Here is a 25,108-nt window from a genome sequence, read left to right on the forward strand (position 1 = left end):
ACCTATGAAACGTATTCATTATATAATTCTTGCTTCATTTCTTGTAATGATCCTGATACTTGTCGTTCCGCCCACAATGGCCCAGGAACCACCACATCCTCCCACAACTGGTCATGGAGTAACCGGGAATCAATCACCCGGTGGAACAGCTCCTGTTGGTGGCGGAATAAGTATTCTGCTTGCTCTGGGTGCAATGTATGCCGGGAAAAAGGTGTTCCGCAGCAATTCGGAAGAATAGTCTTCGGAAATAGCCTGAAGTCTAACAGGTATGGTTGTCAATCGGCAACTATACCTGTTTTTTTTATTCAATATCTTAACGAGAATTTTTTATACTGAATCGCATGTTAATACCGAAAAGGAGTCGGAAGGATTCTCAAAGCTAAGCCTCCTGGGGAAAGCGATATCAGCGGCAGCGGCAGTTATACTAAAGCATTCAGATTTTTACAATTTTCCTGTAAATTATACTTCCATTCACTGACATCTTTAACAGGTATACTCCGGGGCTCTGTTTCGAAATATCTAATTGTTCAGTGTGGAATCCGGCGGGTCGGTTTTCCTCAAAAGTGAGTACAGATGACCCTTCCTGGCTGAATAATTCAAGACTTACCTTACCGGATCTAACTTGTGAATACCCTATTGTTAGAGAAGAGGTTGCAGGGTTGGGATAGATCTCAATTTCAGTCTTATCCTCTGCTAAATCCTGTTCACCAATGGTATAACAAGTGCCGGGCATATGCTCATCAAGCCAGGAAAGCCTGTTGAGTACCCAGTTCTTTAGGGTGAGGATTTCTTCAGCATAGGTTGCAGGGTATGGCCATGGATTAGGCCAGACATAAACTCCCAGGATCGGCCATTTGATAAAATTCCTGAATTGAGCTTCGTTTAATTGAAGGGCAAGAGAATCAATATAGAAGGTGATATGCTGATTGCTAAGTGAAGAAGCTCTCATATCAAGCCAACGACATTTCAGATGACTTGCATAAAGCGGATCCTGGAGTAGTCGGCCCCACCAGAAGGGAACCTGCCAGTAATCATAAGCACAGGGGAATTGATATGCCCATCCTGTATGTAGATCTCCTTCACAATAATCTGCATTATGCCAGGCAATGTCATAGTCCCATACAGGTCCCATCCTTATTTTTCCACCTTTGCTTTCCTTTTCCTTATGGAAATAAGTGCTTAATCTGTACCCGTCAACATTCTTGCTTATTTCATTTACGATGAAATAATCGATAAAGGTAATTTCCTCAGCATATTTCCGATACCCAATTGCTGTATCAGTAAAATAGGGACCTTCCAGCACTGATTCAAAAGTAGTTACATAATCCTTTATATACTCCTTCTGTTCAGGTACAATATCTTCAGAATGGGGATATTCATATTGTATAAAGATCATTTGTCCGTCAGGATTCACAGGAGGAGGGAAAGGAGATACCCATCCATCACCTCCTGAACCAGTCGACTTATCAACTTTCAGAATATACCCTCCGGTTAACTCATCACCACTTACTTCTTCTGGAAGAAGTTTTGCAATATCAACCCGGTCATTATCTCTTTTAATTTTCTCGGAAAAGATATAGACTCCCAGGTATTCACCATTTATCACCACTTCTGCAAACTTATAACGTGTAGCATAATGACCCATGTTCATCCATGTCTGATATGCCATCACATTCCTGCAAAGGGTTTTATCCGTATAGTTTGCATTCAATATCCAATCGCTCTCTGCAGGCATTCCAAGTAAAGAGGTATCTATTGATTGCCCAAAAATATCCCAGGTCTCAAAGCCATAGCTCTTTTTAGGGAAACTCTGGCTGCTGGAACCCCGAACCTCAATGCCAATAATACCTTCAAATGCTGCGGTATCTGTAAGAAAATTACGCACTCCCGGGCCATTATCAATAATCGCCATATCAACAGGTATTTTGGGATCATCCTGGATGACCTGTCCGTGGGTGTTAATAACAACTATTGGAAGATTAGAAGAATGAAACTGGAAATAGGGCCCGGGAGTATATCCGAAGCTGATGCTCCAGCCAACCATATACCCGGTAAAATTGTTATTTGGAACCAGGTCTTTAACAGTTAATTGCCAAACACCATTCCCATTCTGCCCATTGTTTACTTCACCAATTAGTTCTTCCGGTTTATAGGTCCCATCAAAGGGTGCAGATCCATTTTTTATCGAAGTGGATGCAAAATCATTAAAATATGTAGTGTAATAATTGTCACCGGAACCTCCATTGCCATTTGTTAATAATATTTGCAGCCCGTCAGGCGAAACCAGCTTTACTTCAAGTTCAGCCACATAGGTGTGAGTAATCTTAATACAGATAGTCTCTACACCATAGATAGGTCCGAGGCTCGGTTGCTCAAGATTGGAAACGGTAACAGGGTAATAATTAGTTGTACCATCATTTGTAAGTATCCCCCCGGAACCGCTGTAAGTTTGTCCTGATGAATAAACAGTTGCTAAAAGTAAAACCAGTAGTTGAAGTAGTCTATTTGTCATAAATGCAAAACACTATTTAGGTCCTTTCCGGATGATACATTCCTTGTATTTTTTTTGATTCCAGGAGTTTATCAGGAGCCTAAAATCATTGTATTCACTTAAGCTGATCAGGTTTCTTTCCAAAGAAATGCTTTTATGTATCTCAATGGTTTTTCCTTCCTGGGATATGCTGAAGGAAAATTTTCCAAACGGCTTTTTTACCTGGACACTTTCCTCAGCAGTTATTAATTCAAAACCATCGGGTAAGGTAATAGTGAAATGATAGGATTCATTCGTTAAATATGGTATTTCGAGGGGTTCAACCCTTTTCGACACCAGCTCATTGGCATGCCAACCCTCAATTCCGGAAGAGAGGACTGGAAATTGGATAAAATAATGTTCGGAGATATTCTGGATCAGACTGTTTGATGAAATTTCATAATCAATAGTGGCATGATCCTGATCAAGCTTGTTGACAGTATATGAATTCACATCAGAGGATTCAACAATCCCAGATAAAAGTTTCTTCGTATAGGTTGAATCCTGGGACAGTTTGAAAAATGGGTTATATTTTCCTGAAAGTTGAAGATTGGCCTTTCCTGTCACATTCATTTTTTCATCAGTTGAAAGGGCACAATCTAACTCTGCCATTGCAACTGCAGGATTCTCATGCTTAAACTCAGTTGGTTTTGAAGCCGTGATATGAAATAGTTTTTTATTGAAAAGATTAAAACCCTGGTTATAAGTATCATTTTGAACCGGGGATAAATAAACAGGATCCATCAAGCCAGGGGTTGCCCTGACGAGAAAGCGTTCAGCCTGCAATAAATTAGAACTTTTATTGTCATAGAATAATGCAGGAATCACGGCTATTACTTCCGATGGAATTCCAACAGCATTTAACATTGAACAGAGCAGAACTGATTTTTCAATTTCTGATCCTCCATTACTCTCATAAACCTCCTGGGCTGATCTAACCCTGAAAGCGGCGGCAGATAAAGGAACAGGAAAGTAATTTATTTCATTGGCAACGATATCCTGGATGGCAAGGGCTAATAAAACAGGATCTTTCTTTTCTTCAGCAAGTTTCGAAAGCCTTGCTTTGAATACTTCGGATGTACCATGTTGAAAGGCGGATTGTGTTGCAAAAGACTGGATCTGTTTTAAAAGGTTCTTCGAAGTTGAAAACACAATCCTGGGCCTGTTCTGTTGTTCTTTTGGACGAAAATCTTCCCTCGGAGCTGCAGGTAAATTAGTGAGGTTCCACTTATAAGTAACCCTGTTGCCTTCTTTAACTATAACTGGTTTAACTTCAGTATTATACTGATCCACATTTAAGTTTACTCCCTTTGGTACATGTATAATAAGAGTAAATTTTTCAACAGATGAATTCATCATTAAAGCTTCATTCCCGCTCATCCCTGGTGAATAGTCTTTTGAATTTAATAAGGTATAATCGAAATCAATCACAGCACCCTTTTCAAGTCCGGTATGCGTAACAGCCATCTCCCTGATATGATTAAAGGCTGGTGCATTAACGGCAAATGATGGCAATAACTCATTTAGTGCATTTTCAGGGCCTTTTACGATTGTACCATCCAGCATCGTTGTGGTTGAAGTATTGACTTTTAGTTGCTGGAACTTTGGATTGTAGATGATAAAATCCTCTCCGTGTAGGGTATGAAATGAGTAGTATGTAAGCAACCGGAGTGTGTGGCTGTAATGATACTCCCATGAACCATCAGGTTTAAGGGTATACTCTTTCACTAAGTTTTTATAGACAGCATCAGGTTGAACTTCCTGTGAGGAAACATTCATTTGAATAAACAGTCCAATGGATATGAGCAGGATCGATTTGAAGAAAATATTCATAATGTCAATGATTGAACTATTTAACTTTCACAATTATTGGGGATTCCGAGAGTTTATTCTGATAAATAACGGCATCACGATAGGATTTCCAGTCGGAGGCCTGATAGATACGCTTGGGATATTCGGCATTGAAATGAAAACTAAATGTATTTCCGCTCTGCTTATATCCACCCCTGAAGTTTGCACCCGGACCATCTCCATTTTGGTTTTCCGGAAGGAATACAATCTCTTTCATATTCTCAATCGTCACTTTTTCATTGATTTCTACGGTATGTGAAGTCCGGTCGCGGAAGGGGTATTCCCTTTTTTCCATTGAAGTGCTGAAGGTGAGATGTGGCATTGCTCTCTTGAAAAAACCTATGGCTGTCAGCGGTGTGAAGATTATTTCATCCCGGGTCAGTCGGGCAAAATCAGGAATGCGAATCCTGAAATGAATCTGAATCGGTCCGGATAAATAGGCATATGGATCATCGTATGTTACCTTAACCAATTGTGCCAGGGGGGAGATTTTCAAAACTTCTTTCTCAACAAGGCTCTCCCAATCAGCCTTGTATGATCTCGTAAAAAGCCCCCGGATGGATGCATCAGTCTGCCCTTCAGCGGTAACAGTATATTCTCCTTCCAGGGTGCCATCCGACTGGATCATCGATATTCCCGAGATCCTGAGATAATGATTCTGGGGATTTGAAACAGGTGTCTCAGCCAGGTCGGCTCCTTCCGGTACACCCATCAGGTAATTTTGTTGTTGCTCGGCACTTGACCAGAGTTCCCTGACAAACGGCACCCATGTAGGATCCAGTAAATGATACTTTCCGTCACGCTTCCCTTTAACAACGGTAACACAATGATTGAACTGATCTGCAGGAATATAGTCTATTCTTGATCCGGCCATTGTCATTGCAGGATAGGCTTCAAAACCTGCAGCCCGGAGCATAGTGATTAACATGCCGGCCTTATCCTTACATACCCCGCAGCGATCAGTAAAATTCATCTCACCTGAATGTAAGGTATAGCCTTCGCCTTTCCCCATCGAAATGCCTGAATACCTGATTTCATCTCCTGCCCAATGAGTCAGGAGGGTAACAGAATCTAACTCGGTACGGGCGCTTTTCAGGATATCATTTACTTTATTTCGTATAGCAGGAGTAGACTCAAAACTTCCATAATCTTCATTCACACCATAAAACCATAAAGATTTGGATTGCCAGTCGGCACTACTTGATAGTAAAAGCTTCGGTGCGATATCGGAGGCATCAACAGAGCGGGATTCGCCCTTCCATGGAGTAATATTTTTCTTGGAGAATGAATAGATTAAAGAGGCATCTTTCATCTCAAGCTTCGATGTTACTTCTCCATTATAGAACTCATATTGTAGCGGTTTGTCTTTAGGTACAATAACCTGGTAGAATTTCAATTTTATCGGGTCCGAACTCCAAAAAGGAACTATATCATAAAACTGTCCTTTCATTGGAGGAATATACTTCTCATCATCATCACCCTGCTGGAGTAATGCATAAGTAAAACCTTTTCTGTAAAGAAAAATTTCTACTGCTTCACCCGGCTCTAACCGGCCTATTTCGAGCATCTTTTCCCTGGCTCCCCAGTAAATGGCCCTTGCCGGTGCCGGATAGTCCATTACCATTGATGGATTGACCCTGGTGATGGTTCCATCATTGTGGTAAACACTAATTCCCCTGATTTCAATGTAGGCCGATAGCGGATCGTAATCATACTTAATCACATTCAGATTTTTAGCTCCTGCTGGAGTGAGAACCTTGTAAAGCCTGTGAGTGGTCACATGACTAAGCCCGGTATTTTCAACTGTTACTTTTGTGCTGTCGAAAATAATGAGTTGCCCTGAACCCGGGTAATCAGACCTGGAGCCAGATGCTTTAATCAAATCAGGGATCGTCTGGGCATCAAGGGAAAGGACGGTAATTACTGCAATCTGCAGCAGAAGGAATGCTCTTATCATAGTTCCGGACTTTAGGAATCAAGCCGTGAAATTACTATAAAACTGCTTTAATGATAGGCAGGTGCAAATCAAATATGTATAAAATGCACAGAATGCCTCAAACAGTAGTAAAAACATGATTAATTGCCGGGGTGAATTCGGAATTACCCTAAAGCTGAAAGAGCGAAATTTTGGTTTCGGAAATTGACAGAAGGCAATAGATTTACCTAAACTCCTTTAAACCCAACCAATTTGCGGGTTTCTTCATTCCATAACCTTAAACGCAATGTTCTGAAACTCTGGAAAAGAGTGATAGGCTTAACACTCCCCAGGACGGAGGATTCTTTATGAACCTTTTCAAGGTAATAATTAGGTATTTTGAAACTCAGGTGATGAATATGATGAAAACCGATATTTCCAGTGAACCATTGTAAGACTTTTGGAAGCTTGAAGAATGAACTTCCCTCAAGTGCAACGGTTTTGAAATCCCATTCCTTTTCCTCACTCCAATGAACATCATCAAACTGGTGCTGGACATAAAACATATATACCCCAGCAACAGAGGCAAAATACATAACCGGAATCTGGATCATCAGGTAAGCTTTCCAACCTATTGTAAAGCAAAGAGTTGAAGCAAGAACAAGAATGCCCAGATTCGTAAGATAAACACTTTTCTTTTCCTTTGGAGTGAAACTTTTCCTGGTGAATCGGTTGGCAAAAAAGAACATGAGTGCTGCCCCAAGACCAAACATTACAAACGGGTTTCTGTAAATCCTGTACATGAGCCTTTTTTTGGGAGGTAAGGCCTTGTATTCATTTACCGTAAGAGTCCATACATCACCTATGCCCCTTTTGTCAAGATTGCCTGCAGTCTGATGATGTATATGGTGTGCATGATGCCATCGGTCGTATGGGGTAAAAGAAAGGACTCCCAAAACATACCCAACTGCATCAGCCATTTTTTGGGATTTAAAAAATGCACCATGGCCACAGTCGTGGAAAATAATGAACAACCTAATTACCAATCCCGCAGCTGGTAAGGCGAGGACTAGAGTAATCCAGTAGGAGTAGGACAAACTCACAACCATTAATATCCATAGAATAACATAAGGAATAAATGTGTTGGCTATTTGCCACCAACTTCTTGCCCCGCTTGGATTTTTATATTTTGCTACAACCTTTACCCAAGGGGTTTCAGTCGTTTGTTGTGAAGGAATTTGCACTTGCCTATAATGGATTAATGAATTGACAAAGATACTCATAATATCAATGATATCAGGTAATTACTTATAATGAACCTGTTAAAAGTTCCTAATCTCACAGGCATTGTATTGATTTGCTGATTAATATAAACAACAAACTACTTTGCATCTCCTTTTTCTTAGCTTTGTAAAAAGTTTAAGAAAGTCCTCTCGTTTGTCAGGGGTTAATTGAATGAATAAACATAGGGATACCAATACAAGAATAAAAAATAGAGCCATGAATAAAAGGATCATTCAACTGCTGCTAACTATCAGCCTTGTGCTGCCCTTATTGAATATTAATGCACAAACCACAAGCGATAAGGACCTACGAATGAAGTGGTGGAGAGAAGCCCGCTTTGGTATGTTTATCCACTGGGGACTTTATTCTATTCCTGCAGGCGAATGGAAAGAGTCAAAGGATCATGCAGAATGGATCCGCACTACAGCCGAAATTCCCCTGGAAGAATATGATCAGTTTCTGTCTCAATTCAATCCTGTAAAATTTAATGCTGAAGAATGGGTGAAAATTGCAAAGGATGCAGGTATGAAATACATCGTCCTGACCTCAAAACACCACGACGGTTTTTGCCTGTTCGATTCCAGGTATACTGATTTTGATGTGATGTCAACTCCCTTTAAGCGTGATATCCTGAAAGAACTATCCGATGCCTGCAGGAAATATGATATGCGGATTTGCTGGTATCATTCAATTATGGATTGGCATCATCCTGATTACCTGCCACGACGCGATTGGGAGATGACTCGTTCCTCTGAGAGTGCCGATTTTAACCGTTTCTTCGATTACCTCAAAAACCAGGTGAAAGAAATCATTACCAATTATGGAGATATTTCAGTTCTCTGGTTTGATGGCGAATGGGAAAGTACCTGGAGCCATGAATATGCAGTTAAATTAAACGATTTCATTCGTAGTCTGGATGCTGATATCATCATCAATAACAGAATTGATGTCTATCGCGACGGAATGGCCGGATTAAGCACTCATTCAGAAGCCCTCGGCGATTTCGGCACCCCGGAACAGGAAATCCCCGAGAATGGAATCCCCGGGAAAGATTGGGAATCCTGCATGACTTTGAATGACCACTGGGGGTTTAATAAATTCGATAATAACTGGAAATCCTACCGCGACCTGCTCTATAATCTTGTTGATATTACCTCAAAAGGGGGTAACTACCTGCTGAACGTTGGTCCGACCTCCGAAGGAATCATACCACCCGAGAGCCGGGAAAGGTTAACATTATTAGGAAACTGGATGAAAGTGAATGGTCAGTCAGTTTATGGAACTCAAGCTGGTCCCTTTAAGAACATCAAGTGGGGGAAATGCACACAAAAACAAACTGCTGAAGGCACAAGACTTTTCTTACATGTATTTGACTGGCCAAAAACCGGCAAACTGCCTGTCACCAACCTGGTGAATGAGCCTGTAAAGGCTTATCTCCTTAGCGATCTAAAAGAAACACCTCTCACCTTAGTAAAGAAATCAGGAGGAATGGAAATCTCACTTCCGCTGGTTGCACCCGACTCAGTGAATAGTGTGATCGTCCTGGATATTAAGGGAAGCCCGCAGGTACTTGATAATCCTGAATTCTCATATCGGTACGAGCTTTCAGCCGATAAGGTTGAAATTACCCTGATCTCGAAATTCACGGATCCTAAAGTTGTGATTTATTACACCATCGATGGGTCGCAACCGAATGACAAATCAGAGAAATATTCGAAACCGGTGATGGCGAAACTTCCGCTGGATTTTAAAGCCATATTATACTACAATAACCGAAAACTTGGGGATATTTCCTCAATGTCCTTACCCATATCGTTTGGGAAATCCGTTACACTGAAAAATGAGCCTGCTGAAAAATACAAAGCCGGAGGTAATGCTGCGCTAACAGATGGCAAACAGGGTTCTGTAAAATTCAGTGATGGACGATGGCTGGGAATTGAAGAAAATGACTTCGAAGCTACGATTGATATGGGCAAAAAGACCGCAATACATTCCGCCAGTATCGGCTACCTGGTGAATGTGAAATCATGGATTTTTGAGCCTACAGAAATCAAAATAGAGTATTCAGCGGACGGTAAGGAATTTAAACCCTTACTCAACAAAAAGTTTAATCCGGCCATGTGGAAGACTGCCGATGCAGTGAAAAGGTTCTCAGATGTTTTCCCTGAAGTAAATGCCCGGTATATCAGGTTTACAGCCAAAAACAGGGGAGTGTGTCCTGGCGGTCATCCCGGTGCCGGAGGGAAAGCCTGGGTGTTTATTGATGAGATAATAGTTGAATGACAGTATTGTTTTTACACATTTTTAAGGATTCTTTAACATGTTCAGATTTAAGCCTGCAATGCTCTTCAAAAAAATTAACCTGGTTTTACTGACATTGGTGGGTTTTCTTTCTGCAATGCCCGGAGTCATGGCACAGCAGGATATTAACCTCATTCCTTATCCTAAACAGCTTAAACAAGGTTCCGGATTCTTCCGGATTCTTCCGGATTCAAGAATAGTTCTTCAGGATAATCGACTCACCCAAACACTCTTTTCTGCCTGTGAGCTGATTTCTGAAATCAATAAGGAATTAAGCCTGACGCTTCATGTTGGGAGTAAAGCTGCAAAACAATCTATTTTCATAGGAATTGAAGGTCGCGATGCCTTGGTATCGAATCGAGCGAAACAAGCTGGGATATTGCTTCCTGATTCTGTCATGGAGAAAGATAAGGCATTGGATTTTCACACCGAAGGATATCTGTTGCATATCACTGATGAGGAGATAATCCTGATTGCCCATTCAGAAGCGGGTTTATTTTATGGTGTTCAAACCCTTAAACAATTGATTCGTTCCAACCGGAATGGGAATGAAATTCCTTGCATGACAATCACTGACTGGCCATCATTAAGATATAGGGGATGGATGGATGATATCAGCAGAGGGCCTATTCCCACCGTTGATTTTGTTAAGGAATGTATTCGCAAGATGGCTGAATTCAAGCAGAATTTCTTTACTCTCTATACTGAGCACACTTTTCACCTGGAAAAATACCCTGATCTTGCCCCTCCTGGCACTTTTACAGCAAAGGAAATCGCTGAATTATCCGAATATGCTGCCTGCTATCACATGGACCTCATTGGGAATTTCCAATCATTCGGGCATATGGAGAAGATCCTGGCTAATCCTTTCTTCTCCGGCCTTCGTGAAAACGGGAATATCCTCAATCCTGCCGACGAATCTACTTATCAGTTCCTGAATGATGTGTATGCCGAAATTGTCCCAGCTTATAAAAGTCAGTTCTTTAATATCAACTGCGACGAAACCCAGGGCCTGGGGGAAGGAAAGAGTAAGGCAATGGCCGATAGTATCGGTACAGGGGGTATCTATGCCTATCATATTAACCGGATCAACAAGCTGATGAAACCCTATGGCAAACGACTGATGATGTGGGGCGATATTGCTGTTAATAATCAGGCAATAATTGATCAGTTACCTAAGGATCTCTTAATCCTTTCCTGGGGTTATGGAGCTGAGGAAAGCTTTGATCATGCCATTATTCCTTTTAAACAAACCGGTTTTGATTTTATGGTTGCTCCAGGAGTGGGATGCTGGGGTGAACTATGGCCGGCCATCACAAATGCTGCCGTCAATATTAATAATTATGTCCGCGACGGGGCAAAACTGGGAACCATGGGAATGATGAATACAGCATGGGATGACAATGGCCACAACCTGTTTAACTATAACTGGCATGGATTGGTTTGGGGAGCCGAATGCTCCTGGAACCCTGCATCCCCTCTGACCAATGCAGAGGCAAATATTGAAAGACAGCAAAAACTGAAATTATTCAACACCGCATTTGATGAAGTCTTCTTTAAAACTCCCGGTATTACAAATCAGCTTATCCTCATCGATAGCCTGAGATTTTTGGAAATGAAAGGGGTTGTTTCAGAAAGTGCTTTCTGGCAGGATATCCTTGAATTCTACCCTGAGAATACTAGTCCTGATGGTGTTGCTAAAAATCTTCAGGTGATGGATAAAGCAAAGACGATTAGTAAACAGATTCATCATTACCGTGAAAATGCATCCTTTAATACTGCCATGATGGATGGAGCTTTGCTGGCACTGCAAAGAGTAATATTCACAGCACAGAAGAACATTGTACGCGTCGATCTCTATAATGCCTATCAGTCAAAGGATATAAGCGATATTTTTAAAGTAAAGTCAGAACTGAACGACCTGATTACTGCACTATATGAGATCAAAAAGGAGTATTGCCGGCTTTGGGATCTTGAAAACAGAAGCTGGTGGCTGGATAAGAATCTCAACGACTACAATAAACTGGCCCTACAAATTCAGGAAGTAGACAAAAAGGTGTTCATCGAACCTCTTCCAGAAATTCAGGATGGAAAGCGAGCCGTTGTTCTTCGAACGGTATTTGATGATAAAACCATTGTATTTACGCTTGACGGAAGCACCCCCAATTTTCAGTCTGAAGTTTATAGTGAACCATTGCGCATTGATGGCAATGCAACTATCAAAGCAGCGATACTGGAAGGTCTGAGTGTCGGAAAAGTGTCTGAAAAATCGGTGCTGATGCATAAAGGCATTGGCCGTTTTAAAAGTCTGAACTCAAAATATAGCAGCTATAATCCTGCCTATGCAGCTGGAGGAGAACAAGCACTGGTCGATGGACTAAAAGGATCAGCTTCTTTTTCTGACGGCAGGTGGCAAGGATTCCAGGGTACAGATCTTGAAATTGAGCTGGATTTTAAAACACCCACTGAAATTCATTCTGTTTCATGCGATTTTCTGAGGAGTTCCTATTCCTGGATTTTACTCCCGTCTGAAGTTCAGATATATACTTCTTCTGATGGAACAAACTATAAACTTCTCACCGTGATTGATCATTCCATACCACAGGACGATCAGAAATTACTTATCCATACATTCTCAAAAAAGCTCGATAAGGTGAATAGCCGTTATCTGAAAATCATTGCAAAAAATCCGGGACCATTACCTTCATGGCACCATGCCCCGGGAAATCCTTCATTTATCTTTTGCGATGAAATAATTGTTGAATAAAATTTCTGAAACAGAGTAATAATGGCTGAATCATTAATTCAGTAGTGTTCACAGCCAATTACTCTTAAACAAATGAAGTTAAAGGTCTCTATTTAAGTGCATTTTCAATAGCAACCCTGGCTGCTGCTACATCACCAGCTGCATTCTGATTCCCTTTGAAAACAACTGTACCGGTTTTATCAATGACCAATAACCGGTCGTAAGTAGTATTATAAGTCTTGGCAATTCCGGAAGCCTCAAGAATAAGTGGGAATGTAACTTTCGTGCGCGTTTTGAACGTTTGTACATTCGATTTCGAGCCATCCCAGACATCCAGCCCCAATAGCACAAAATTATTGTTAGAAATAAATGGTTTATATAATTCCGATTCAATATCAGGAGCAGCTGCAATACAATAAGGACAGGAATAGCCAAAAAAGAAAAGCACCAGAACCTTGCCCTGGTAATCAGAAAGACTGACCGAATTTCCCGACAGGTCCATATACTTCATTGACATGACAGTAGAATCAAAAGGATTTGATCCATTGTCTGCAGGAACATCATTTGATTTTTCACATGAGGATAATGTAAAAATCATGATGAACATCAAGGATGCAAGAGCCAGTAAATGTGGCAGTTTAACCTTGCCTGAGGATTGGTTAAAGGTTGCAGAGAAGTTGTTTTTATATTCCATCTTTTATATGCATTAATAAACTGAATTCCAGTAAAATCTTTTAAAATAAACAGATTCATGATAACAATGTTTGAAGAGCCTCTTTAATTGTCAGTATAACATATTTGTATAATTAGAACGCGATTAAGGAAAATTGTTCTAATAACATATCTAGATATATTGTTGCAAATTATCTTTTTATATATTTGTTACCTAGCCAAACATTAATTTCTAACCTTTAACCTGAAGATTTCACCATGGATTTCGAATTTACTGAGGAGCAGTTGATGATCCGCGATGCTGCACGCGATTTTGCCCAAAGAGAACTTATCAAGGATGTAATCGAACGCGATGCAGGTTCAATCTATCCGACAGAACATGTTAAAAAATTAGCCGAACTGGGTTTTCTTGGCATGTTAGTGGATCCGAAGTATGATGGCGGTGGTATGGATACAGTTTCTTATGTATTAGCCATGGAAGAAATTTCTAAAGTGGATGCTTCAGTGAGTGTAATCATGAGTGTTAACAATTCCCTGGTGTGTTATGGACTCCAGGAATTTGGTTCTGAAGAGCAAAAAGAAAAATACCTGAAACCACTGGCAAGAGGAGAAAAAATAGGTGCTTTCCTGCTTTCAGAACCGGAAGCCGGATCAGATGCTACTTCTCAAAGGACTACGGCCGAGGATAAAGGAGATTATTATCTGCTCAATGGTACCAAGAACTGGATCACAAATGGGAATAGTGCCGGCACCTACCTGGTTATAGCCCAAACCAATCCTGAGAAAAAGCACAAGGGTATTAACTGTATAATAGTAGATAGAAATGCCCCTGGTGTCAGTGTGGGCCCGCATGAAGATAAGATGGGGATGAGGAGCAGTGATACTCATTCAGTAATGTTTAACGACGTAAAAGTGCCCAAAGAGAACAGGATTGGTGAAGATGGATTTGGTTTTACTTTCGCTATGAAAACCCTCGAAGGAGGAAGGATTGGTATAGCATCTCAAGCTTTAGGCCTGGCCTCTGGAGCTTTCGAAAGAGCAGTAAAATATTCGAAAGAACGTAAAGCTTTCGGTACCGAAATTGCCAATCACCAGGTAATTGCTTTCAAATTGGCTGATATGGCAGTGAAAATCGAAAATGCCAGGAATCTTTGCCTGAAAGCTGCATGGTTGAAAGATCAACATAAACCATATGGGGTTGCAAGTGCAATGGCTAAGTATTATGCTGCAGAAGTTGCAATGGATATTACCACTCAGGCAGTGCAGATTCATGGCGGGTATGGATACGTAAAAGAGTATCATGTTGAACGACTCATGCGTGAAGCCAAACTCACCCAGATCTATGAAGGAACCTCTGAAATTCAACAGATTATTATCTCAAGGGATCTTTTGAAATAATCGGCAAGGAGTTTAGTATCAGCGACCTCATCGGAGAATAATATTTGTGAAATCCGGATATGAGATTCCATCCTCCACCTGGCGGACTAAATCCCAAGTCTCAAGTCTCAAGTCCCAAGAGTCCAAATCTCAAGTCCCAAGAGTCCAAATCCGCAATCCGCAATCCGACATCAAACATCCGACATCAAACATCCGACATCCGACATCCGACATTAGACATTAGACATACCACAACCCACAAGAACAGAACTTTAAACTTAACCCAGATGAAACTCCTTGTTTGCATAAGTAATGTACCTGATACAACAACAAAAATTAAACTTTCACCTGATGGAAAGTCCATCGACTTGAATGGTATACAGTGGGTTATCAATCCCTGGGATGAACTTGCACTCACAAGGGCTCTGGAATTAAAGGAATTAGCCGGATCGGGAATTGAAAAGGTATCAGTTGCTATAGTGGGAAGTGCTGAAGTGGAACCTACTTTGAGAAAAGCCCTGGCAATTGGCGCTGACGATGCGATCAGAATCGATGTCAATCCTCTTGATGCTTTTCAGGTTGCCTCTGAACTATCTTCCTTCCTGCAAGGTAATCCCTATGAATTAGTGCTGTGCGGTATTGAATCCAGCGATTATAATGGTTCTATGGTTGGTGGTATGCTTGCGGAGTTGATGGGTGTTCCTTCGGTTTCTTCAGTCAGTGCGCTCAACATTCAGGGTAGTACTGTGCTACTCAGCAGGGAAATCGATGGTGGGAAAGAATCTATTTCGATCAATACTCCAATGGTCGCCATCATTCAGAAAGGAATCGCAATCGATCCCAGGATCCCTTCTATGCGTGGAATTATGACGGCAAGGACCAAACCGTTAACAGTGGTTCCTTCAAATGGAAGTAGCTCCTTGACTAAGGTTGTTACGAATAGCCTCCCGGTTCCCAAAGCCTCCTGTCATAAGGTAGATGCAGATAATGTTTCTGAATTGGTCCGCTTACTGCATGAAGAAGCCAAAGTGATTTAACAGAATCAGATTCCTTATTCTGGTAATAGACCCTTAAATAGATTTAAATACTCATTCTCAAAATATTTATCCATGTCAGTCCTGGTATTCATCGAAAACCGCGAGAGCAGATTCACAAAGAGTGCTTTTGAGCTAATTTCCTATGCTTGTCGGATAGCTAGCGACCTGAATACCAGTGTTACTGCTTTATCCATAGGCAATTTAGATGCAGCAGAACTCAATAAGGCCGGTACTTACGGTGCTTCAAAAGTACTTACTCTTCAAAATCCCGACATCACTACGCTAGACAATGTTGTATATACTTCAATTCTTGAACAGGCGGTTAAACTGGATGGGGCAACGGTTATTGTTATGGGTTCAGGATTTGTGGGCAAGGCTATTGCTCCCAGGCTTTCTGCCCGCCTTCAAGCAGGGATGGTTCCTTATGCTACTTCAATACCCTCCTCTTATAACCCCATTACAATTAGAAAGAAAACCTTTTCCGGTAAGGCATTTACCGATATTGAGGTAAATACACCCTTATGTATTATTACCCTAAGCCCGAATTCTTTTGGAGTTCATGAATCTGCGATTACTCCTCAGATTCTGGAGTTTAATCCTGACTTGTCATCGGTAACTTTTAGCACTAAAGTGGAATCAACCGAGAAGTTTAGCGGGAAAATACTTCTTTCAGAGGCTGATATTGTTGTATCAGCGGGTAGAGGAATGAAAGGACCTGAGAATTGGGGACCTGTTGAAGAATTGGCTGAAGTGCTCGGTGCAGCAACGGCATGTTCCAGGCCTGTAGCCGATGAAGGCTGGAGACCCCATGCTGAACATGTAGGTCAAACAGGGAAAGTCATCGCTCCAAATCTTTATTTTGCTTTCGGAATTTCTGGTGCTATCCAGCATGTTGCCGGAATCAGTTCTTCAAAAGTAATTGTTGCAATAAACAAAGATCCGGAAGCTCCTATTTTTGAAACTGCTGATTATGGAATTGTTGGCGACGTGCAGAAAGTTCTTCCCGAATTAATTCAAGCCATCAAAACACTAAAGGCTCACTGATCAAGGAATAAATTCTTTATACCATCTTTGGCCTGATCCTCAAATCACCCTTTTTCGGTAATCCCTGATAATACTCAGGGTATAAAGGATTAATCCTGCCCAGACCAATCCAAAACTAATAATGTAAACCGGACTAAAGGGTTCTTTATAAACTACTAATCCTATGAGTAACTGAAGGGTAGGGGAGAGATATTGGATGAACCCGATAGTGGATAGTGGAATCCTTGTGGCAGCCTTTCCGAACCAAAAAAGGGGAATCGCTGTTACAGGTCCTCCCAGTATCAGTAAAAAGTCGGTGAGCCATGAATGGTTGAGGAACATTCCTGTTCCCTGCTGTTGCACGAACCATAGGTAGTAAATAGCCAGCGGTGAAAGGAGTAAGGTCTCGATAAGCAAACCGGGTAAGGATTCAAGATTTGCCTTCTTCCTGATCAATCCATACACTGCAAAGGATACTGCCAGATAAAGCGATACCCATGGCACTCGTCCAAGATGAAAGGTGAGCCAACTCACTCCGGCAAAGGCTAAGGCTACTGCTATGATTTGTGCTTTCTTCAGCCTTTCACCCAGGAATACCACTCCCAGGAGAACGTTAACAAGGGGGTTTATATAATACCCCAGACTGGCTTCAACAATATGATTATGATTTACAGCATAAATGTAAACAAACCAGTTCCCACCTATCAATAATCCAGTGATAAATAGTAACCCAAGGATTCTTTTGTCCTTAAGATAACCGATGACAGTCTGGTTTCGTGTGGCAAGCAGAATAATAAGCAGAAATGCTACTGACCAGATGATCCGGTGTGCCAGAATCTGATCAGAAGGGACTGCTGATAACATCTTCCAGTATAATGGAAATACGCCCCAGGCACTATAACATGCCAGGGCATAAAATAATCCAGAAAGATATAAGCTGCGCTCTTGCTTAGGCATCATATCATTTTGCTGCGAAGATACTCACTTGTTAATTAACAGATGTGAGAAAGAATTCAACACACAGACACATTGGTCACAATAGAAAGCACCAAGGTTTAGACATCTTTGTCAATTATGGGAATCCTTTGTGTTACTGTGCCTATTGTGGTTCAAATTGGTCTATAATCCCAGGTTTAACAGGCAAGACACAATAGAAACCTTTTAGAAATTCCTAATGTGCCCAATTGTGTCAATTGTGGTTCAAAAACCTCCCTGAAGAGCAAGAATTAAACATATAAAACACAATAGAAAGGCACAATAGTTGATATTATTACCTCTTTTAATTATTAATCATTAAAATATTAAGCAATGAATCAAAGCATTATCAATGGATTAACCAGAAATTATTGGATCCGCAATTGATGTTCATAAAGAATTAGGCCCTGGATTATTGGAGAGTGTATATGAAAAATGTATGGCGCATATACTTAAGAGTAATGGTCATGTGGTAAGTCGTCAGCAAAGAGTCCTTTGTTTTTTCAGGGTTTACAACTTGAAAGTGATCTGAGATTTGATCTTCTGGTAGATGATTTAATTATTGTTGAACTTAAAGCTATTGATTGTATTCTTCCCATTCATGAAGCACAGTTATTAACCTATCTTAAACTATTGAATAAACCCAAAGGCATACTAATTAACTTCAATTGTGTAAATATATTCAGGGAAGGTCAAAAGACTATTGTCACAGAGCTGTTTGCAAAACTTCCCAAAGGATAAGATGAATTAAAATAGAGTCAAAGGTCATTAACAATAATACTGATGTGATCAAAGTGAACCAAATTCTAAGTTACAATAGAAAGGCACTATAGGTAAGCTTCTAAAGTCCCTACTGTGTTCTACTGTGCCTATTGTGGTTCATTGGTCTAAACAGTTTAAACACAGGGCACAGGACACAATAGAAAAACACAATAGGATATAATGAACATCTTTGTCAATTATAGGGAATCCCTATTGTGTTCTACTGTGCCTATTGTGGTTCAAGATTGGTCTATAATCCCAGGTTTAAACACATAGGCAGATAGGACACAATAGAAAAACACAATAGGATATAATGAGCATCTTTGCATTAAAGGGTCCCCTGTGTTCTACTGTGCCTATTGTGGTTCAATATTGATCTAAACAGGTTTAAGGCAGAACAACACAATAGGATATAATGAGCATCTTTGTCAATTAAAGGGAATCCCTACTGTGTTCTACTGTGCCTATTGTGGTTCAATATTGGTCTATAATCCCAGGTTTAAACACATAGGCACATAGGACACAATAGAAAAACACAATAGGATATAATGAGCATCTTTGTCAATTAAAGGGAATCCCTACTGTGTTCTACTGTGCCTATTGTGGTTCAAAATTGGTCTATCATTGCCAGAATTCAACACATAGGCACATAGCGCACAATAGAAATGCACAATAGGATATAATGAACATCTTTGTCAATTATAGAGAATCCCTATTGTGTTCTACTGTGCCTATTGTGGTTCAAGATTGGTCTATAATCCCAGGTTTAAACACATAGGACACAATAGAAAAACACAGAAGGATTAAAGAGAGCGCCTTTTATACTACGACGTTCACAATCTTTTTGGGAACCACAATTACTTTTCTGGGGGTCTTACCTTCAAGCCATTTCTGTGCTTCAGGAGCTGCAAGGGCTGCTTTTTCAACATCAGCAACCGGCATATCAGCAGGGAGTTCCAGCATAAATCTTGTCTTGCCATTAAATGAAACCGGGTAGGTAAAACTATTATCCACCACAAAAGCTGCATTAAATTCAGGAAATTCAGCATCACAAACGCTGCCTGAGTTTCCAAGCAAGTGCCATAGTTCCTCAGCAATATGAGGCGCAAAAGAAGAAATCAATACCACGAGATCCTGAAGTATAGCCTTTTTGTGACATTTGAGATCTGCCAGTTCATTGGTGCAGATCATAAACGTACTTACCGTTGTATTGAAAGAGAAACGTTCAATATCTTCCTGAACTTTCCTGATGGTCCTGTGCAAAACTTTTAGCTCTTCAGGACCGGGAGTTTCATCACTTACCCTGAAATTCAACTGCTCATCATGAAACAGCCTCCAGAATTTTCTTACAAATCGTGAAACGCCTTCAATGCCATTGGTATCCCATGGTTTGGATTGTTCAAGCGGACCCAGGAACATTTCATACATGCGAAGCGTATCAGCTCCATACTTGTCAATCAGATCATCCGGATTTTGAACATTATGCTTCGATTTCGACATCTTCTCCACTTCCCATCCACAAACATACTTCCCGTCTTCAAGAATAAATTCAGCATCCTCAAATTGAGGTTGCCAGGTTTTGAAAGCTGCCGTGTCCAAAACATCGTTGTGCACAATATTCACATCAACATGGATCGGCTGAGAATCATATTTGTCCTTCAGCCCGAATGAAACATAGGTATTACTGCCCTGCACCCTGTAAACAAAGTTAGATCGTCCCTGGATCATCCCCTGGTTGATCAGTTTCTTAAAGGGCTCTTCCACAATTGAATACCCCAGGTCAAACAGGAATTTATTCCAGAAACGTGCATAAAGCAGATGCCCGGTTGCATGTTCCGAGCCTCCGATATATAAATCCACATCTTTCCAATAGCCAACTGCTTCCTTCGAAAAAATCTCTTTCTCATTTCCCGGATCCATATATCTCAGGTAGTAAGCACTGGAACCTGCAAAACCGGGCATAGTATTGGTTTCAAGAGAATAACCATCTGAAGTTTTCCAGTTCTTAGCCCTCGCCAAAGGAGGTTCTCCACTTTCAGTTGGCAGGTAAGCATCCACCTCAGGTAATTCAAGCGGAAGCTGGTCTTCAGAAATTGTATAGGGCATTCCTTCCTTGTAGTAAACAGGGAAAGGCTCTCCCCAGTATCGTTGCCTGCTAAATATGGCATCTCTTAAACGGTAATTGATGGTTTTATATCCAATGCCCATCTCCTGTACTTTCATGATGGTAGCAGGAATTGCTTCCTTCACATCCATGCCATTAATAAAACCACTGTTGATCATCCTTCCCTCTTTTGAATCCAAAGATTCTTCCCATGTTGATGGGTCACTTGGTTCTTGTCCATGAGGACATACTACCTGGACAATCGGGAGATTGAAATGACGGGCAAAGGCAAAATCCCTGCTATCATGACCTGGCACAGCCATGATAGCTCCCGTGCCATATCCCATGAGGACATAATCTGCTATATAAATAGGAATTTCGCTATTATTCAAGGGATTAATGGCATAGGCTCCTGTAAACTCACCGCTAACCTTTTTAACCTCAGTCATGCGCTCGCGATCTGAACGGTTCTTCGACCAGGTCACATATTGAGTCACTCTCTCCTTAAAATCAGAAGTTGTTATCTTTTCGACAAATGGATGTTCCGGAGCCAGCACCATAAAAGTTACTCCAAACATGGTATCTGCCCTTGTTGTGAAAATCTCCAGAAGTTCTTCATGGCCTTTGATTTTGAAAAAGGCCTCACATCCTTCACTTCTTCCAATCCAATTACGCTGGATTTCTTTCAGGCTTTCACTCCAGTCAATCGTATTCAGGCCGGTTAGTAGTCTTTCCGAATATGCAGTGATCCTAAGCAACCATTGCTTCATTTTTTTTCTTTCAACAGGGTGGCCACCGCGAACACTGGCACCTTCACTTACTTCATCATTTGCCAGCACGGTACCTAATTCAGGGCACCAGTTTACAACAGTTTCTGCCAGATAAGCCATTCGATAGTTCATCAGGATTCCCTGCTGCTGCGTTTCATTCATTGCATTCCATTCATCCGAAGTAAATAACTGTACTTCATTACATGCAGCTTGAACATTATGATTTCCAAGTTGAGTAAAAATTTGAACCAGTGAGGATATGCTTTCAGCTTTGTCAGTAGTTTTATTATACCACGACTCAAAGAGTCTGATAAAAACCCATTGGGTCCATTTATAATAAGCCGGGTCACTGGTTCTTACTTCACGATCCCAATCAAATGAGAACCCTATTTTGTCCAGTTGCTCCCTGTAACGGGCAATATTTTTCTCAGTCGTAATAGCCGGATGAGTTCCGGTTTGAATTGCATATTGCTCAGCCGGAAGTCCATATGCATCATAACCCATTGGATGCAAAACATTGAAACCCTTCAGCCGCTTATACCTGCTATAAATATCTGATGCTATATAACCTAGTGGATGCCCAACATGAAGGCCAGCTCCGGAAGGATAAGGAAACATGTCCAAAACATAGAATTTCTGCTTCGATTTGTCAATCTCTGCTTTATATATCTTGTGATCACTCCAGTATTTCTGCCATTTTTTCTCTACTTCCCTGAAATTGTAATCCATATTATGGTTTTATAAGTGGTTGCAAATTAAGCCTTTACAAATTTATGCCTTGCATCTTAAAAGAGTGCAAAAGTAGGAAATTGATCGGATATTTGAGACACTATTCGAAGGCCTGATAAAGTACTCCATCACTCATAACATGCTATTTAACAAATTCTAACATCAGTGGAAAGTTCTCTTTAGTGTCAGGCTCATAATTATTTATTAATTTCGTCAACTTTATTACAGGATGTAATGGCTGAAGATAAACTCAGGAACAGAAGGCTGCGTGCGTCATATTTCACAAGTATTATTAGTATAATGCTTGTGCTTTATATGTTGGGATTGCTGGGACTTATCATCCTGCATGCCAGTAAGCTCTCGGAATATGTTCGTGAAAATATCAGCATAACAGTCTTGCTCAAGGAAGATGTGAATGATGAAATGGTATTGAATTTCAGGCAGCGACTGGAACAAACCGGATATGTTAAGTCTTCCCGTTATATCACCAGGGACGAAGCAGCAAAAGAACTTACAAAGGATTTGGGGGAGGATTTCGTTCAATTCCTGGGATACAACCCTCTTCCTCCAACAATTGATCTTCAGTTAAAATCGGAATATGCCAATACGGATAGTATTGCAAAGATTGAAAAAAGACTCATTACAAACAGGATTGTAAAAGAAGTTGTTTACCAGAAGTCTCTGATCGATGAAGTCAATTCCAATATTAGTAAAATAACATTGGTAATATTGGGTTTCAGCCTGATATTATTGCTGATTGCTATTATCCTGATCCACAATACTATCCGGCTTTCTATATATGCACGCCGTTTTATTATCAGGAGTATGCAATTAGTGGGAGCAACGGAAGCTTTTATCCGTTGGCCTTTTATACTTAGAAGCATGTTGCATGGACTTTATGCCGGGATTCTGTCTGTTGCCCTCCTTGTTGGCACATTATGGCTCGCTCAGCAAAAAATACCTGAATTAGTGAACCTTCAGGATTCTTACCAATTTGGTCTCTTTTTCCTGATGATTCTTCTGGCAGGTATTATCCTGTCAGCATTTTCAACCTTATTTGCAGTCCGCAGATTCCTCAGGATGAAATCGGATTCACTCTATATGCACTGAAAATTAACAATGTAATTAAATATGGGGATTATGACAAAAGATGTAAGAACAACCCAGGCTGCTCCGGCAAAAAAGAAAACAGATGAACAAGCTGTGGAATTTGCTTTTGGAAAAGAAAACTATATACTTCTTCTCATTGGAGTTGGATTGATCGCTTTGGGTTTCATTCTGATGGTAGGTGGAGGTTCAAAAGACCCCAAAGTATTTAATGATGCCATGTTTGACTTCCGCCGGCTCACCTTAGCCCCAATTCTTATCCTGGCTGGATTTGTTGTTGAAATCTTTGCCATCATCAAGAAGCCAAAGGATTAATATGACCTGGATCGAAGCAATTATTATTGCCATAGTCGAAGGAATAACCGAATTCCTTCCCGTCTCCTCTACCGGCCATATGATAATTACTGAAGCCTTATTGGGAATGGAAATAGATGAGTTCACCAAGGCTTTCACTGTAAATATTCAATTCGGTGCCATTCTCTCTGTTGTTATCTTGTATTGGAAGCGCTTCCTTCAAAGCTGGACTTTCTACCAGAAATTGTTTATTGCTTTTTTGCCGGCAGCAGTAATTGGTTTCCTTGCAGGGGACTTCATTGATAGCCTTCTCGAAAATGTAATGGTTGTGGCAGTTATGCTGTTATTAGGCGGCATTCTTCTTCTTTTTGTAGATAAATGGTTCAATAAACCGGGGGATAATCAGGAAATCACTTACAAAAAAGCTCTTTGGATTGGTTTCTGGCAATGTATAGCTATGGTACCTGGTGTTTCAAGGTCAGCAGCTACAATTATCGGAGGGATGCAACAGAAATTAAGCCGGACAAATGCAGCAGAATTTTCTTTTTTCCTTGCAGTTCCTACAATGGCTGCAGCCTCTGCCTATAAGCTGATCAAAGATTATAAGCATTTTAATAGCGATAATATTGATCTTTTGCTGGTTGGAAACCTGGTGGCTTTCGTAGTGGCAATGATTGCTATTAAAACTTTTATAACATTTCTACAGAAACATGGATTCAGGCTCTTTGGATGGTATCGTATCGTCCTTGGACTTGTAATAATAGTCCTCCTGTTAATGGGAATCGACCTTAAAGTAGTCTGATAGATCTAATTAATTAACCCTTGCCGTCCTCAGTTGGAGTTGGCTTTAATCTGCAAATTTTGTTCGATTTCGAAAAAGGAGAAATCCTGTTGGTTAATAAACCTTATCGATGGACCTCCTTCGATGTAATTGGTTCAATCCGATACTTTTTCAAAAAGGAACTTGGAATTAAGAAATTCAAAATAGGTCATGCCGGTACCCTCGACCCGCTTGCAACTGGCTTGCTTATACTCTGCACGGGTCCCGCTACCAAAAGAATTGAGGAATTTAAGGATTTTGACAAGGAATATACAGGCACTTTCACATTAGGCGCTACCACTGCATCTTTTGACCTGGAGAAACCTATTGATCAGACTTATCCAATTGAGCACATTACTGAAGAAATGATCAGTAAAGCAGCTATAAGTCTTACAGGTAATATTGAACAGGTACCTCCGGTTTTTTCAGCTATTAAGGTTAATGGCAAAAGAGCTTATAAATATGCCAGGAATGAACAGGAGGTTGTCCTGAAATCGAGGTCGGTCAGCATTCCCTTATTTGAAATAACTCGGATCGCCTTACCTGAAGTTGACTTCAGGATTGTATGCAGCAAGGGTACCTATATTCGATCAGTAGCCAGGGATTTTGGACTCGCTTTAGAGAGTGGTGCCTATCTGTCAGCCTTATGCAGAACAAGGGTTGGGCCTCATGAATTGAAGGATGCATACGAAGTTGATCAATTGAAGGAGTTGATACTTTCCCAACAGCCGGTTCAGCCGGATAGCCAGTTGGAAGCATCGATAACTGAATGATTTCCAGATTATCCTATATCCTTAATGATTGATATGAT

The 25,108-nt window shown here is 40.8% G+C and carries 17 protein-coding genes and 1 pseudogene; 11 read left to right on the forward strand and 7 right to left on the reverse strand.

Going from position 1 to position 25,108, the window contains the following annotated elements; genetic code table 11:
• Nucleotides 1-4: 4 nt before the first annotated feature.
• Nucleotides 5-238, forward strand: coding sequence for a hypothetical protein (locus IPH84_08075; GenBank protein MBK7173177.1), 234 nt, complete (start codon nt 5-7; stop codon nt 236-238).
• A gap of 195 nt (nt 239-433) precedes the next feature.
• Here the strand turns inward: IPH84_08075 and IPH84_08080 are convergent, their stop codons facing one another.
• The 4 genes from IPH84_08080 to IPH84_08095 form a co-directional block, all read right to left on the reverse strand.
• Complete coding sequence (locus IPH84_08080) at nt 434-2,512, reverse strand: CotH kinase family protein (protein ID MBK7173178.1); 2,079 nt, start codon at nt 2,510-2,512, stop codon at nt 434-436.
• Nucleotides 2,513-2,524: 12 nt separating this feature from the next.
• A complete protein-coding gene (locus IPH84_08085) occupies nt 2,525-4,363 on the reverse strand; it encodes a DUF3857 domain-containing protein (protein ID MBK7173179.1) in 1,839 nt (612 codons plus the stop codon).
• 16 nt (nt 4,364-4,379) lie between these two features.
• Complete coding sequence (locus IPH84_08090; GenBank protein ID MBK7173180.1) at nt 4,380-6,338, reverse strand: DUF3857 and transglutaminase domain-containing protein; 1,959 nt, start codon at nt 6,336-6,338, stop codon at nt 4,380-4,382.
• 206 nt (nt 6,339-6,544) lie between these two features.
• Entirely contained in the window at nt 6,545-7,579 is a 1,035-nt protein-coding gene (locus tag IPH84_08095; protein MBK7173181.1) for a fatty acid desaturase, read from the reverse strand.
• A 217-nt stretch (nt 7,580-7,796) separates the two neighbouring features.
• On the opposite strand from IPH84_08095, the gene IPH84_08100 reads away from it, so the two are divergent.
• Complete coding sequence (locus IPH84_08100) at nt 7,797-9,863, forward strand: alpha-L-fucosidase (GenBank protein ID MBK7173182.1); 2,067 nt, start codon at nt 7,797-7,799, stop codon at nt 9,861-9,863.
• 37 nt (nt 9,864-9,900) lie between these two features.
• The gene (locus IPH84_08105; GenBank protein MBK7173183.1) at nt 9,901-12,648 is read left to right on the forward strand and encodes a family 20 glycosylhydrolase; all 2,748 of its coding nucleotides are present in this window, start codon (nt 9,901-9,903) and stop codon (nt 12,646-12,648) included.
• Between the two features lie 88 nt (nt 12,649-12,736).
• Here the strand turns inward: IPH84_08105 and IPH84_08110 are convergent, their stop codons facing one another.
• Nucleotides 12,737-13,321: a TlpA family protein disulfide reductase gene (locus IPH84_08110; GenBank protein ID MBK7173184.1), complete on the reverse strand. Its 585-nt coding sequence runs from the start codon at nt 13,319-13,321 to the stop codon at nt 12,737-12,739.
• 236 nt (nt 13,322-13,557) lie between these two features.
• Between IPH84_08110 and IPH84_08115 the strand changes: the two genes are divergently transcribed.
• The 3 genes from IPH84_08115 (at nt 13,558) to IPH84_08125 (ending at nt 16,757) form a co-directional block, all read left to right on the forward strand.
• Nucleotides 13,558-14,697: an acyl-CoA dehydrogenase gene (locus tag IPH84_08115; GenBank protein ID MBK7173185.1), complete on the forward strand. Its 1,140-nt coding sequence runs from the start codon at nt 13,558-13,560 to the stop codon at nt 14,695-14,697.
• A gap of 266 nt (nt 14,698-14,963) precedes the next feature.
• Nucleotides 14,964-15,713 carry an electron transfer flavoprotein subunit beta/FixA family protein gene (locus IPH84_08120; GenBank protein ID MBK7173186.1) on the forward strand — a complete coding sequence of 250 codons (750 nt, stop codon included), beginning with the start codon at nt 14,964-14,966 and terminating at the stop codon, nt 15,711-15,713.
• 72 nt (nt 15,714-15,785) lie between these two features.
• A complete protein-coding gene (locus tag IPH84_08125; protein MBK7173187.1) occupies nt 15,786-16,757 on the forward strand; it encodes an electron transfer flavoprotein subunit alpha/FixB family protein in 972 nt (323 codons plus the stop codon).
• A 39-nt stretch (nt 16,758-16,796) separates the two neighbouring features.
• Here the strand turns inward: IPH84_08125 and rarD are convergent, their stop codons facing one another.
• Nucleotides 16,797-17,693: an EamA family transporter RarD gene (rarD, locus tag IPH84_08130; protein MBK7173188.1), complete on the reverse strand. Its 897-nt coding sequence runs from the start codon at nt 17,691-17,693 to the stop codon at nt 16,797-16,799.
• A 457-nt stretch (nt 17,694-18,150) separates the two neighbouring features.
• Between rarD and IPH84_08135 the strand changes: the two are divergent.
• Nucleotides 18,151-18,452 (forward strand): annotated as a pseudogene (locus IPH84_08135) (GxxExxY protein).
• Between the two features lie 840 nt (nt 18,453-19,292).
• On the opposite strand, the gene IPH84_08140 reads toward IPH84_08135, so the two are convergent.
• On the reverse strand, nt 19,293-22,076 hold the full coding sequence (locus IPH84_08140) for a leucine--tRNA ligase (GenBank protein MBK7173189.1): 2,784 nt from the start codon (nt 22,074-22,076) through the stop codon (nt 19,293-19,295).
• Between the two features lie 234 nt (nt 22,077-22,310).
• On the opposite strand from IPH84_08140, the gene IPH84_08145 reads away from it, so the two are divergent.
• From IPH84_08145 to truB, 4 genes are read left to right on the forward strand one after another with little or no spacing between them, the layout of a single operon-like run.
• Nucleotides 22,311-23,186 (forward strand): cell division protein FtsX, encoded by an 876-nt coding sequence (locus IPH84_08145; protein MBK7173190.1) that lies wholly within the window; start codon nt 22,311-22,313, stop codon nt 23,184-23,186.
• A gap of 30 nt (nt 23,187-23,216) precedes the next feature.
• Complete coding sequence (locus IPH84_08150; protein ID MBK7173191.1) at nt 23,217-23,498, forward strand: DUF3098 domain-containing protein; 282 nt, start codon at nt 23,217-23,219, stop codon at nt 23,496-23,498.
• 1 nt (nt 23,499) lies between these two features.
• Nucleotides 23,500-24,279 carry an undecaprenyl-diphosphate phosphatase gene (locus IPH84_08155; GenBank protein MBK7173192.1) on the forward strand — a complete coding sequence of 260 codons (780 nt, stop codon included), beginning with the start codon at nt 23,500-23,502 and terminating at the stop codon, nt 24,277-24,279.
• Nucleotides 24,280-24,329: 50 nt separating this feature from the next.
• On the forward strand, nt 24,330-25,070 hold the full coding sequence (truB, locus tag IPH84_08160; protein ID MBK7173193.1) for a tRNA pseudouridine(55) synthase TruB: 741 nt from the start codon (nt 24,330-24,332) through the stop codon (nt 25,068-25,070).
• Nucleotides 25,071-25,108 lie beyond the last annotated feature (38 nt).

The organism is Bacteroidales bacterium (genome assembly GCA_016707785.1).
Lineage (GTDB): Bacteria > Bacteroidota > Bacteroidia > Bacteroidales > UBA4417 > UBA4417.